We start from the raw sequence: 13,413 nt of genomic DNA, 5'->3' as shown, positions 1-13,413 counted from the left end.
GGGGTGAACGCGAGTCTGGATCCCGCGGTGTGTGGCCCGTGTCGATCCCGGCACGGAGTTGGCAACCGTGTGGCGATCACCCCTCGGTCTGTGACCGGTGATTTTAAGAGACATACGTTACAGGGTAGGGTATGCCACTCGATAGACGCCAGTTCGTCGGGAGCGTCGGCACCGCAGGTGCCCTCGCTTTCGCGGGCTGTCTCGGCGGCGGCGACGACAACAGCGGCAGCGACACGGCAGCGAACGTCGGCATGGTGTACGCCACCGGCGGCCTCGGCGACGGGTCGTTCAACGACCAGGCCCAGTCGGGCATCCAGCGCGCCGAGGAGGACCTCGGCATCTCCTACAACGAGTCCCAGCCCGAGGAAGTCGCGGAGTTCGGCAACCTCCAGCAGCAGTACGCCCAGTCGACGAGCCCGGACTACGACCTCGTCTCCTGTATCGGCTTCCTGCAGGCCGACGCGCTGAGCGAGACGGCCCCGGAGTACTCCGACCAGGACTTCATGATCGTCGACTCCGTGCCGACGAACGAGGACGGCGAGCAGTTCGGCAACGTCGGCTCGTACGTGTTCTCGGAACACGAGGGATCGTTCCTCATCGGCATGATGGCCGGTCGGCTCACCAGCCAGTCGTTCGAGGCCGGTTCGAACTCGACGTCGACCGACTCGACGAACGTCGGCTTCGTCGGCGGCGTCGAATCCGACCTCATCAAGAAGTTCGAGGCCGGCTATACGGCGGGCGTGAAACACGCAAACGAGGACGTCGACGTCCAGACGTCCTACGTCGGCGGCTTCAGCGACCCCTCCGGCGGCAAGGAGGCGGCGCTGTCGATGTACAACTCCGGGGCGGACCTCATCTTCCACGCGGCGGGCCAGTCGGGCACCGGCGTGTTCCAGGCCGCCCAGGAGCAGGGCCGCTTTGCCTTCGGCGTCGACCGCGACCAGTCGGTGACCCTGCCGGACTACAGCGGCGTCATCCTCGCCAGCATGGTCAAGCGCGTCGACACCGCGGTGTACACCGCCGTCGAACAGGTCGTCAACGACGAGTTCGAGGGCGGTGCGACGACCGCGCTCGGCCTCTCCGACAACGGCGTCGAGGCCGTGTACGGCCAGGACCTCGGGAGCCAGATCCCCCAGGAGATCAAAGACGAGGTCTCGACCGCACGCGACGACATCATCAACGGCGACATCGACGTCCCGCAGTCGCCGTAACCGACCGGTCACCCGTCCGACCGGTCGACGCGCGGTAACAGTCATCAAATATCCTTACTCTTAAGATACCCCCGCCGAAAGCGACGGGTTATGACATTGGCCGTCCACCTCGACGGGATCACGAAACGGTTCCCGGGGGTCGTCGCCAACGACGACGTGACGTTGCGCGTCGAAGAAGGCACGGTCCACGCCCTTCTCGGCGAGAACGGGGCCGGGAAGACGACGCTGATGAACGTGTTGTACGGCCTGTACCAGCCCGAGGCCGGCGACGTGATCGTCGACGGAACGAAGCGGGAGTTCGACTCCCCGCGTGACGCCATCGACGCCGGGGTCGGGATGATCCACCAGCACTTCATGCTGGTCGACCCGATGACCGTCGCCGAGAACATCACGCTCGGCAACGAGCCGACGAAGTGGTTCGGGCGGACCGTCGACCGGGAGCGCGCACGCGAGGAGGTGGTCGAACTCTCCGAGCGCTTCGGCTTCGACGTCGACCCCGACGACCGGATCGACGACGTCTCCGTCGGCGTCCAGCAGCGGGTCGAGATCCTCAAGGCGCTGTACCGCGGGGCGGACGTGCTCATCCTCGACGAGCCGACGGCGGTGCTCACCCCCCAGGAGGTCGAGGAGCTGTTCTCGGTGTTCGAGGAGCTCACCGCCCAGGGCAAGACGATCATCTTCATCACGCACAAGCTCGGCGAGGCGATGACCGCGGCCGACGACGTCACCGTCCTCCGCGACGGGGAGAACGTCGGCACCGTCCCGGCCGACTCGGTCGACCGCAACGACCTGGCCGAGATGATGGTCGGCCGCGAGGTGCTGATGGACGTCGACCGGCCGCCCGCCGACCCGGGCGACCCCGTGCTGGACTGTAACGGCGTCTCGGTCGTCGACGACCGCGGCGTCAGGGTCGTCGACGACGTGTCGCTGCGCGTCCGCGAGGGCGAGGTGTTCGGCATCGCCGGCGTCGACGGGAACGGCCAGACCGAACTCGTCGAGGCGATCACCGGGCTCCGGAACCCCGACGAGGGCCGGATCGAGGCGTTCGGCGAGGAGATCACGACGACGTCGCGCCGCCAGCGCATCGAAAGCGGGATGGCGTACGTCCCGGAGGACCGCCAGGAGCGCGGCCTGGTGATGGACTTCGACCTCGTGAGCAACGGCCTGCTCGGCAGCCAGCACTCCGAGCCCTACGCCAGCCGCGGGCGCATCGACTGGGACCACGCCCGCGACCACGCCGAGGGGATAGTCGAGGAGTACGACGTCCGGCCGCCCGACGCCGACGCGGAGGCCGAGTCGCTGTCGGGCGGGAACCAGCAGAAGTTCGTGGTCGGCCGCGAGTTCGCGCGGGACCCCCGGCTCGTCGTCGCGTCGCATCCCACCCGCGGCGTCGACATCGGGTCGACGGAGTTCATCCACGACCGGATCAACGAGCTCCGGAGCGAGGGGAAGGGCGTGCTGCTGGTCTCCTCGAAGCTGGACGAGGTCCAGTCGCTGTCCGACCGCCTCGCCGTGATGTACGAGGGTGAAGTGATGGCGGTCGTCGACCCGGAGCGCGTGACCGAGGAACAGCTCGGCCTGCTCATGGCCGGCGAGCACCCCGAGTTCGAGGAGGGCGTCGCGTCCGCGGAGGTGACCGGATGAACGGCGACCGCCTTCCGGACCGCGTCCGCACCGCGCTCATCGACCTGTCGCGGACATCGGCCGGCGAGCGGCTGTTGATCGCGCTCGCGTCGCTGGCGCTGGCGATGCTGGTCGGGATGGTGATCATGTTCGTCTCCGGCTTCATCGCGACCTGTCGCAGCCCCGTGCTGACCGTCGGCGGGCAGACGCTGTGTTACGACCCGTTCCTCGTGTACGACCGCCTGTTCCTCGGCGCGCTCGGCGACCCGCTCGCGGGCGGGTGGTCGCCGCTGAACCCGCAGTTCGCCGTCACGCTCCGGGAGACGACGGTGCTCATCTTCACCGGCCTCTCGGTTGCGCTGGCGTTCCGCGCCGGGCTGTTCAACATCGGGACGCAGGGGCAACTCGTCGTCGGCGCGCTGGCGTCGGCGCTGGTCGTGCTGTGGGCCGCCCCCGCGCTGCCCGGCGTCGCCGGGACCGCCGTGCTCATTCCGCTCGGCCTGCTTTCCGGCGCGCTCGGCGGCGGGCTGTACGGGGCCATCCCGGGCGTCCTGAAGGCGTACGCGGACGCCAACGAGGTGATCACCACCATCATGCTCAACTTCGTCGCGGCGCTGGTGGCCCAGTACCTCGTCACCGCCCACTTCGGGGACCCGGAGAGCCAGGCGATCCAGACGCGGACGCTGCCGGACAACGCCCGGTTCCCCTCCCTGCTGTTCGACCCGCGGACGGACTTCGCCCTGCTCGCGTTGCTGATCGCCCTCGTGTTCGTCGGCGGCGTCTACTACCTGCTCGAACACACGTCGTTCGGATACGACCTCCGCACCGCCGGCCTCCAGGCCAAGGCGGCGGAGTACGGCGGGGTGAACTCGGCCCGTACGATCGTCGCCTCGATGACCCTCTCGGGGGCGCTGGGCGGCATCGGCGGCGCGATGTACGTCATGATGATCCTCGGCAAGTTCCAGACCGGCGTGCCCGACTACGGCTTCGACGGGATCACGGTGTCGATCCTCGCGGGCAACAACCCGCTCGGCGCGGCGGCCGCCGCGCTCCTGTTCGGCGTGTTGAAGTCCGGATCGACGGTCGTCTCCTTCGCGACGGACGTGCCGCCGCAACTGGTCGGCGTGCTCCGGGGGCTCATCATCCTGTTCGTGGCGATGCCGGAGTTCTTCCGGCTGATCGGCAAGCGCCTCGCCCGGGCGGAGGACCGTGAACCCGCCGCGGCCGCCGGGGGTGGTGACGATGACTGACGGCGGCCTCGGCGTCCGCGACCTCTCCGGGCGGATGCTCGTCGCCGTCGCCGCGGTGCTTGCCTTCGTCGCGCTCGGCGTGGCGGCGCTCGTCGCGCCGGGGTCGTTCGCGGCGACGCTGTTCGACATCGTCGCCTCGCGGTCCGCGCTCGCGTCGACGCTGCGCCTGTCGGTGCCGATCGTGTTCGCGGCGCTTGGCGGCATCTACGCCGAGAAGTCCGGCGTCATCAACATCGGGCTGGAGGGCCTGCTCATCATCTCCGCGTTCAGCGCCGTCTACGCGGCGGACGTGACGGGGTCGCTCTGGGTCGGCTTCGTCATGGGCGTGCTCGCCTCGACGGCGCTTGCGGGGCTGTTCGCCGTCGTCTGTATCGAGTACCGCGCCGACCAGATCATCGCGGGGCTGGCCGTCTGGCTCATCGCCCTCGGCCTCGCCCCCTTCGCCTCGCAGGTCGTCTACGGCGGTCCCAACACGACCGGCGTCGACTCCTTCAGCACGATCAGCGTGCCGGTCCTCGCGGACCTGCCGTTCATCGGGGCGCTGTTCTCGGCCGCGCCGTCGGTGTACCTGATGTTCCTCGCGGTCGCGGTCTGCTGGTACTCGCTCAACCGGACGACGTTCGGCCGGCGGGTCCGCGCGGCCGGCGAGAACCCCAAGGCGCTCGACACCGCGGGCGTGAACGTCTCCTGGGTGCGGTACCGCGCCGTGTTGCTCTCCGGCGTGCTCTCGGGGATGGGCGGCGCGTCGCTGGCGTTCAACATCGGCCGGTTTACCGGCAACGGCCCGACGATGGTCAACGGCGACGGGTTCATCGCCATCGTCGCCTACCTCTTTGGCAACTACAACCCCATCGGCGCGATGCTGTCGACGATGCTGTTCGCCGGCCTCGACGCCGTCCAGATCCGGCTCCAGACCGTGCAGGCGGTGTCGGTGCCGGACTCGCTGGTCCAGACCATCCCGTTCGTGACGGTGATCCTCGTGCTGGCGCTGGTCGGGAAGACCCAGATCCCGGAGGCCGCCGGCGACCACTACGAGTCCGGCGAGGACTGAGCCGGCACACGCGTTTCACACACCCGAACGGACGGCCCGCCGACCGGGCGCTCCGCTGCCTTTTTCGTCGCGGCCCCGAATCCAGACACGAATGACGCTCGACCCGGTGCACTTCGAGGGGATCGCCCGGCTCGCCCGGCGGATCGGGCGGGACGTCGACGACGGCGACCACGGGGAACTGGCCGAGCAGGTCTGGACCGACTTCCTCGACCCGCTGGTCGACGACGGCCGCGAACTGCTCGTCCCGCTCGGCGAGCGGCGGCGGCGGGCGATAGACGTCGAGGCGGCGGCGCTCCGGGAGCGGCCGTTCCCGTCGACCCACGGGCTGGACTCCGGGACGATCAACCCGACCACGTTCAAGAACGGGCTGGTGCTCGACGTCGCGCAGGCGGCGATGAGCAGTTGCCCCTCGGACCTGGACCTGCACCGGTCGCGGAGCCTCGTCTCGACGGTCCACACGAGCGACGACACCGTCAAACTGCCCGAGGAGTGGGTCGAGTACGACGAGGGGTACGGCCGCCGGCGGGTGCTCCAGGCCCCGCGGGTGAGCCGCTTCACCGAGGGCGTCGTCCACGCGCTGGCGCTGTACCTCGCCGAGAGCGAGCACGCGCTCGAACACGCCGACCGCGTCGACGACCTGCTGATACTCGACGGGCCGCTGTACCCCAAGGAGCTTTTGAACTGGCAGGACCGCGACGCGGAGCTGCGGGAACTGGCCCACGACGCCAAGCCCAACGCGATAGTCGAGAACTACGTCCGCCTCGTCGAGCGGTTCATCGCCGACGGCACGCCCTTGGTCGGCTTCGTCAAGAACCCCTCCTCGAAGCTGATCACCCGGACGGTCGACCGGAAGGGTGCGCCCGCGCCGTGGGTCGACGACACGGCGCTTTTCACCCGCCTGCTGGAGCGCCGGGAGGACGGGGAGCGCCGCACCGACCAACTTACGTTCACCAACTGGTTCGTCTCGCGGGGCGGCTCGGACCGGACGCTCGCCGCCGACGGCGACGCGCTCGGCGTCGAGCGCGAACTCGATCCGGCGGCCTACGAGGTCACCTTCTTCGTCGTCTACGACCCGCGCGAGGACGTGCTGTACAAGGTCGAGGCGCCCTACGCCGTCACCTCGGACCCCGAGACCCGGGAGCGGCTGGAGCGCCACCTGCTCGCCGAGGTCGCCGCCGAGCGCGGCCCGCCGGCGGCCGTCCACAAGGCCGACGCGCTCGCCCGGATCAGCCGCGAGGAGAAGCGGTCGCTCCGCCGCGCGTTCGAGCGCTCGATGGACACCGAGAAACAGCGGACGTACGACGACGTGCGGTGGGACGCCGACCAGTAAGCGGCCCGCGCGGCCGACGGCGGTCCCCCGCTCGTCAGGACAGCGCGGCCCCCAGGACCTCCTTTTCGGCCTTCCGGAGGTGCTGGTGGAAGGTCGCGGGGCTGACCCCCAGCGACTCGGCGACGTCCTCGCCGGAGCTGTCCCGCGGCCACTCGAAGAAGCCCGAGTGGTAAGCGGCTTCGAGCGCGGTCCGCTGGCGCTCGGTCAGTTCGTCCAGCCCGGCCTCGCGGCTTTCGGTCGGGTCGTCCTCCCGGGTTCGCTGTCGCCGCTTCACCATCTCCGCGTCCGGGTAGACCTCCTGGACGGCGTCGATCACCTGCCGGGCGTCCGCGCTCGGCGCGAGGTGGAGCCGCATGTGGTAGTCGCCGTCGTCGATGACGGCCTCGTCGATGGAGCCGCCCATCGACGCGAGGGTGGCGAGCACCGGCGGGTTCGCCAGCCGCGCCTCGAACCCGACCGTCTCGTCGTCCGCCTCCGCGTCGTCCACCGTCACGTCGGCCCAGTGCGGGGCCGCCTCGAGCATGGCGTTCAGGTCCTCGACCGCGTCCGGGGTCACGCTCCCGTACACCAGGAACTCGCCGTCCCCGACCGGAACCGCGCTGTCGAGGCGGATGCGGCCGTCGCCCTCCTGTGTGGCGCCGACCGCCTCGAAGACGTCCGGGATGCGGAACTCCAGTTCGAGCAGTTCGTCGCCCATCAGCGCCCGCTTCCGGTCGGTTGCGGCTATCGCGTGGCCGACGACCTCGCCGAGCTGGCCGATGACCGTCCGCTCGGGCTCGGCGAACGCGTCGGGCCGCTCGGCGTACACGTTCAACACGCCGTAGACGGTGTCCTCGTACACGATCGGGATCGCCGCCGAGGACCGGAACCCGTACTTCTCGGCGGTCTCCCGCCACGGCTCGTACTGCGGGTCGGTCTGGACGTCGCTCGTCGTCTGGACCTCCCCCGTCCGGAGCGCCCGCGCGGTGGGGCCGACCGACCGGTCGTCGTCCGGGTCGAGCGAGATGTCGACCTCGTCGACGTACCCGTCGACGCCGACCTCGACCCGGGGCACGACGGACTGTTTGGCGACGTTCGTCTCGCCGACCCACGCGAAAAGGTACGAGTCCGTCTCGACGAGTCGGTCGCAGACGGTCTCCTCGATCGCCTCGCGCGTGGACTGCTCGATGGCCGCGTCGGTGATCTCGCGGACGACCTCGTTCAGCCCGTTCAGCGCGGCGAGTTGCTCGCGCTGGCGGTGCAGCACCTGCTCGTCCCGGTGCCGGCCGATCGCGGTGGCGAGCACGTTCGCGACGGACTGCACGAAGGTGACATCGTGGTCCGAGAACCCCCGGGCTTCGGTGTCGTGGACGCCGAGGATCCCCCACGGGTCGTCCCGCGGCCCGACGACGACGCTGACGCCGCTTCGCACGCCGTGGTCGGTGAGCAGGTCCGGGCCGCCGAACCGCGACTCGGCTTCGAGGTCGGTCACGACGACCGGCTCGGCCGACGACAGCGTGTACGCCGCCTGCGAGTCGTCGTCGACGGCCGAGGTGGTCGCCTCGCCCACGAGGGCCTCGTCCCAGCCGACGCCCTGCCGGAGGAGGAGGGCATCGGCGTCGGCGTCCAGGTCGAGCACCTTGCAGTACGCGGCGTCCAGCGTCTCCGCGACCGCCTCGCTGGCGGCCGCCATCAGCGCGTCGACGTCCGACTCCTCGAGCGCGCGCTGCCCGAGTTCGGCGACGACCTCCTGCTGGCGGACGCGCTGCCGGAGTTCGCGCTCCCGCTCGATGCGGTCGGAGACGTCGCGGACCACGCCGCACCTACCGTAGCTCCCGTCCGTGGGGAACGGCCTGAACCGGGCCTCGACGGGCACCGTGTCGCCGTCCCTGTTGTGGAGGTCGAACTCGATGACGGCGACGTCCCGGTTCCCCGACACCACCTCCGCCGCGCGGTCGGCGGCCTCGGGCGCGATGTCGTCGTCGTACACCGCCGTCGCGTGGCGGCCGAGCAACTGCTCGCGCTCCCAGCCCGTCATCTCGCAGAACGCGTCGTTGACCATGACGAACTCGGCGTCGTCGTCGACCGCGTAGATGCCGTCGTCGACCGTCTCGACGATCGTCTCGTAGCGCTCCAGTTCGCGCTCGCGCTTCTTGCGGTCGGTCACGTCCCGGAAGTACACCGACAGCCCGGTGTCGGACGGGTAGACGGTGGTCTCGAACCACGCGTCCCGCGGCCCGTAGTACGCCTCGAACGACCGCTGTTCCTGGCTCTCCATCGCGCGTACGGCCTCCTGCTCGAACCGCGTCCCGGCGACCGTCGGGAGCGCGTCGAACACCTCGTGTCCGGCAAGCTCTCCGGGGCTCCGGTCGAGCAGCTCCGCCGCCCGGTCGCTGACGTACGTGACCCGGTACTCCGTGTCCAGCCCGACGAAGGCGTCGTCGATCCGGTCGAACACGTCGTCGAGTTCGCGCTCCAGTTCGTCGCGCTGGCGGCGGACCTGACGCTCCTGCCGCCGGCGCTCGGTCATGTCCCGGGTCACCTTCGCGAACCCCTCCAGCTCCCCGTCGTCGTCGCGGATCGCGGTGATCGTGACGTTCGCCCAGAAGCGGGAGCCGTCCGCCCTGACCCGCCAGCCCTCGTCCTCGACCGACCCGTCCCGCGTCGCCGCCTCGAGGTTGCGCTCGGGGACGCCCGCCGACCGGTCCGGCTCCGTGTAGAACACCGAGAAGTGCTCGCCGATGATCTCGTCGGCGTCGTACCCCTTGATCTGCTCGGCCCCGGCGTTCCAGCTCCGGATCCGCCCCTCCGGGTCCAGCATGAAGATGGCGTACTCCTCGACGGCGTCCACCAGCGACTCGAACTGCTTTCGCTCCTGCTGGCGCGCCTGCTGGGTGAGCGTCCGCTCGGTGACGTCGTAGTACACCTCGATCCGGCCGCCGGCGTACGCGCCCTCGGTGATCGGCTTGCTGCGGTGTTCGAGCCAGCGCGCCTCCCGGTCCTCGCCGGCGGTCACGCGGCACTCGAACCGCTCGGCGTCCGCGCCCTCGTCGTACGTCGAGAGCACCCTCCCGGCGAACGCCGCCGAGTCGTCGACGACCGGCGCGATCCGCTCCTCGATCAGGGTTCGCTTGTCCCGCCCGGCCAGCCGCTCGCCCTCGAGCCCGAAGTACCGCTTGACCGCGTCGTTGCTCCAGACGACGTCGAACGCCGCGTCGAGCACGAACACGCCGACGGCGGCGTCGTCCAGCACGTCCTCCACGATCGAGTCGGCCGCTGCCGGCACGCCGGCGTCCGACGGCCGCCACCAGACGCGGGCGCTCGCCCCCACCTTCTTCGTGTCCAGTTCCCCGTGGTCGACGAGCCGTTCCAGCCGCTCGTACGTGCTCCGCCGCCCGAGGTCGAGCGCGTCGGCGACCTCGCTCGTCGTCCGCGGCGTCCCCTCCCCGTCGAAGAGCGCGAGCGTCTCCCGGAGGCAGTCGGTCAACGCGTCCGTGTCCATATCCCTCTAACAGCGCCTTACGCTTATCAACGCTCCGCCGGTGGAGGCGGAGTAGCGGCCGTCTAACGGAGTAATCCGGACGAACTGGCAGGTATCCCGGGTAACCCCGGAAGCAGCCGGTAAGTATCCCACAGCCTCGCGACGCGGGCCGAACCTAATCAGTTCTAGCGAGCCCTTACGGGGGGCAAGGGCTTCGTCTCAGGTAGCCGCCGGCAGCGGCCGGCGAACCAACACACTCACCATGTCACAGAGCACCCACGCGGCCGAGGAGACGGGACCGGAGACGCTGACCGAGGACGAACGCCACCGGCTGCTTTCGGCGCCTCAGCGCCGGTTCGCGCTCGACGCGCTCGCGGATCGGACGGTTCCGCTCGGGGTAGAGGAGTTGGCGGCGGCCGTCGCCGCCCCGCCCGACTCGGGCACGGCCGACGGCCGAACAGTTCGACGCACGGCGACCGCGCTCCACCACAACCACCTGCCGGCGATGGACGACGCCGGCGTGATCGACTACGACGCGGAGGCAAACGCAATCGAGTCGTGTAACGTGTGTCCGGCGGCGCTGCTCGACTGAGACGACGGCGGCCGACGCTCCGCCGGACCGGAGGCGGACCGTCAGCCCCGGCTACACTTCCGCGCCCGGCTCTTCCTTCCGAACCTCGACCTCCACGTCCGTACCGGCGACGCCGAGGCGGGCGAACTGCGTCCGGACGTGGTCCTTCGCGGCTTCGAGGGCCTGCTCGCGGGTGTCGAACCCGCGGGGCATCGGCGACTCGAAGGCGATCCGAAGTTCGCGGCCGTCTACCTCCTGTGTCGTCCCGCCGCTCTCGACCTCGTAGAACTCGTCGCAGACCCAGACGTACGGCGCGTCCTCGTCGGGCGCGCCCTTGAACGAGGGGGCGCGCTCCCCCCGTTCGTACAGGGTGCCGGTCAGCTCGGTTCCACCGGCGCGGCCGCGGACCAGTAGCATAGCCCGGCGGTACGGCGGCGAGACGAATAAGGCCACGGGTCGGGGTGACCGCCCCGGCGTGTGGGAAAGGTTTTATCGGAACGCTCGCATGTCGGGAACATGGCCGATCTGGGCGACTACACCGAGTACGACGCCGCGGACGACGGCGAGGGGGCCGACGACGCCGCGGCCGACGGGGCCGGGGCCGACCGGGCCGACGACGCGGACGGGGACGCGGCGGCGTTCGAACCCGTCGACGCGACGGTCGTCGGCGAGGACCGGGGGATCGGCACCGTCGCCGTCTCCGAGGGGCTCTGCATCGGCGAGGACGAGGACGACACCACCCTCCGGGCGTACGTCACCGCTGCGAACCGGCCGAACGTCCGCATCGGGAAGTACCTGCTCGTGCCCTACCCCGACGAGGGCGGGCGCGGGAGCGCCGGCCGCGGGGAGAAACTGTTCTGCCGGATCACCGCGCTGGAGTACGTCCAGGAGTACCGAAGCGACGACGCCACCGAGATCCACGCCCGGCGGGCGATGCGCAGCGACGGCATCGACGAGGCCGACTTCAAGTTCCTCGCCTCGCTGGAGCCGGTGGCGATCCTCTACGAGGAGGGCGCGGGGGACGACGCGGAACTCAAGCGTCGGATGACCGACCGCGTCCCGAAGCCCGAGACGCCGGTCCGGGAGGCCGACGACGCCTCGGAGATCAAGACGGGGCTGAAGATGCCCGACGACGGCGTGTTCCTGGGCCACCTCTCCGTCGGCGGCGAGAAGGTCCGCACCGCGGCCGAGCCGCCGACGATAGACTACCGGCTGAAGGACGACTACGAGGACGGCGACCCGCTCGTCTTCCGGCACACACTGGTCGCGGGCGGGACGGGGTCGGGCAAGACCCACGCCTCGAAGAACGCCCTCCGGCAGTTCCTCGCCGAGGACCGCACCTACGACATGGACGACGGGCGGCAGGCCCGCGCCGCAGTCGTGCAGTTCGACCCGCAGGACGAGTACGCCCAGATGCACGACGACAACCCCGCGATGACCGACGACGACCGCCGCCGCTTCGAGCGGGAGGGGGTCGCCCACGGCGGCCACGACGACACGAAGGCGCTGGTGCCGGTCGTCGACGGGACGAGCTACGGCGCGGACCACCACCGCGCCGAGCAGGTGGAGTTCACGATACCGTTCTCGATGGTCCGGTCGAACCGCTGGCTCATCGCCGGCGGCCGGCTCAACGACAACCAGTTCAACGCCCTGGACGTGCTCGTCGACCGCTTCTTCCGGCAGTACGGCGACGGCGGTACGTACGAGGGGTTCCTCTCCTACCTCGACGACCCGGCGCTGCGCGAGGAACTCCACGAGAGCGGGCGCGTCCACGAGGCGACGTTCGACGCGGTGACGCGGCGGGTCCGCGGGTTCGGGAACGTGTTCGACTGCGACGCCCCGCCGATCACGGAACTCGTGTCCGAACTCGTCCGGCCCGGCGGCCTGAGCGTCGTCCCGACGTACCACATCAACGACACCCGGGCGACGGAGGTGGTCGTGCTGGCGGTATCGAGTCTGCTCATCGACCAGAAACTGTCGAACGCGCCGACGTACGACCGCATCAAGGAGACGCCCCTCGTGGTGGGGATGGACGAGGCCCACAACTTCCTCACGGACGCCGACAGCGTGCAGGCCCGGAAGGTGATCGGCAAGTTCACCGAGGCGGCGAAGCAGGGCCGCAAGGAGCGCCTCGGCCTCTTTCTCATCACGCAGGACCCCCAGGACGTGGCCGACCCCGTGTTCAAGCAGATCAACACGACGGTCGTGCTCAACCTCGGCGACGAGGACGCCATCTCCTCGGTGAACATCCCGTCGAACCTTGAGGGGAAGGTGCCGTACATGGAGAAGGGGCAGATGGTCGTCTACTCGCCGGACAACTCCGAGCCGGTCGAACTGATCGGGCTGTCGACGTGCGTGACGAAACACGGCCGCGAGTAGCGCCGCGCGGGCCATCCGTCCCCGCTGGCTCCCCTGCTCGCCGTGCCGGGGCGGGACGTGGTCGGTGTCGGGGATTTTAACCGCGCGCGGTGATATCGTCGGCCATGGGAAAGCGGATTCTCGTGGCGTACGATGGCTCGCCCCAGGCCGAGGACGCGCTCGACTACGCGCTGGAGGAACATGCGGACGACGAACTCGTCGTACTGTACGCCATCGACCCCGGCGAGGCCGGGTACGGGGGGCGCGCGACGACGCCGAGCTACCCCGAGGAGTGGTACGAGGAGGCCCGCGCGAACGCCGCCGAGATACTCGAATCAGCCGTCGACCGCGCCGAGGCGGCCGGCGTCGACGTCGAGAGCGCCATTGAGGTGGGCGGCCCCGCCAACGCCATCGTCGAGTACGCCGAGAACGAGGGGATCGACCACATCGTCACGGGGAGCCACGGGCGCTCCGGCGTGACGCGCATTCTGGTCGGCAGCGTCGCCGAGGCCGTGATCCGACGCTCGCCGGTGCCGGTGACCGTCGTCCGCTGAGCCGG

At 70.1% G+C, this 13,413-nt stretch carries 10 protein-coding genes; 8 read left to right on the top strand and 2 right to left on the bottom strand.

All coding sequences use genetic code 11. The features are described from left to right. The first annotated feature begins 131 nt into the window (after positions 1-131). The 5 genes from EYW40_RS09310 (at position 132) to EYW40_RS09290 (ending at position 6,465) form a co-directional block, all read left to right on the top strand. The gene (locus tag EYW40_RS09310) at positions 132-1,211 is read left to right on the top strand and encodes a BMP family lipoprotein (protein ID WP_135821332.1); all 1,080 of its coding nucleotides are present in this window, start codon (positions 132-134) and stop codon (positions 1,209-1,211) included. Between the two features lie 90 nt (positions 1,212-1,301). After that, a complete protein-coding gene (locus EYW40_RS09305) occupies positions 1,302-2,855 on the top strand; it encodes an ABC transporter ATP-binding protein (RefSeq protein WP_135821331.1) in 1,554 nt (517 codons plus the stop codon). Next, positions 2,852-4,084 carry an ABC transporter permease gene (locus EYW40_RS09300; protein ID WP_135821330.1) on the top strand — a complete coding sequence of 411 codons (1,233 nt, stop codon included), beginning with the start codon at positions 2,852-2,854 and terminating at the stop codon, positions 4,082-4,084. The genes EYW40_RS09305 and EYW40_RS09300 overlap by 4 nt, the downstream gene beginning before the upstream one ends. Next, positions 4,077-5,135 carry an ABC transporter permease gene (locus EYW40_RS09295; RefSeq protein WP_135821329.1) on the top strand — a complete coding sequence of 353 codons (1,059 nt, stop codon included), beginning with the start codon at positions 4,077-4,079 and terminating at the stop codon, positions 5,133-5,135. The genes EYW40_RS09300 and EYW40_RS09295 overlap by 8 nt, the downstream gene beginning before the upstream one ends. Before the next feature lie 91 nt (positions 5,136-5,226). Further along, on the top strand, positions 5,227-6,465 hold the full coding sequence (locus EYW40_RS09290) for a DNA double-strand break repair nuclease NurA (protein WP_135821328.1): 1,239 nt from the start codon (positions 5,227-5,229) through the stop codon (positions 6,463-6,465). A gap of 34 nt (positions 6,466-6,499) precedes the next feature. Here the strand turns inward: EYW40_RS09290 and EYW40_RS19975 are convergent, their stop codons facing one another. Continuing rightward, a complete protein-coding gene (locus EYW40_RS19975) occupies positions 6,500-9,946 on the bottom strand; it encodes a PAS domain S-box protein (protein ID WP_202614490.1) in 3,447 nt (1,148 codons plus the stop codon). A gap of 241 nt (positions 9,947-10,187) precedes the next feature. Between EYW40_RS19975 and EYW40_RS09270 the strand changes: the two genes are divergently transcribed. Beyond that, positions 10,188-10,517 carry a DUF7344 domain-containing protein gene (locus EYW40_RS09270; protein ID WP_135821327.1) on the top strand — a complete coding sequence of 110 codons (330 nt, stop codon included), beginning with the start codon at positions 10,188-10,190 and terminating at the stop codon, positions 10,515-10,517. Between the two features lie 51 nt (positions 10,518-10,568). On the opposite strand, the gene EYW40_RS09265 is transcribed toward EYW40_RS09270, so the two are convergent. Next, complete coding sequence (locus EYW40_RS09265; RefSeq protein ID WP_135821326.1) at positions 10,569-10,913, bottom strand: DUF7113 family protein; 345 nt, start codon at positions 10,911-10,913, stop codon at positions 10,569-10,571. A gap of 99 nt (positions 10,914-11,012) precedes the next feature. Between EYW40_RS09265 and EYW40_RS09260 the strand changes: the two genes are divergently transcribed. After that, complete coding sequence (locus EYW40_RS09260) at positions 11,013-12,875, top strand: ATP-binding protein (protein ID WP_135821325.1); 1,863 nt, start codon at positions 11,013-11,015, stop codon at positions 12,873-12,875. A 104-nt stretch (positions 12,876-12,979) separates the two neighbouring features. Next, the gene (locus EYW40_RS09255) at positions 12,980-13,408 is read left to right on the top strand and encodes a universal stress protein (protein WP_135821324.1); all 429 of its coding nucleotides are present in this window, start codon (positions 12,980-12,982) and stop codon (positions 13,406-13,408) included. The last annotated feature ends 5 nt before the right edge of the window (positions 13,409-13,413 follow it).

Source organism: Halostella litorea, assembly GCF_004785955.1.
Lineage (GTDB): Archaea > Halobacteriota > Halobacteria > Halobacteriales > Natronoarchaeaceae > Halostella > Halostella litorea.
The sequence above is the reverse complement of the archived record's forward strand: the minus strand, read 5'-3'. Positions and strand labels throughout refer to the sequence as shown.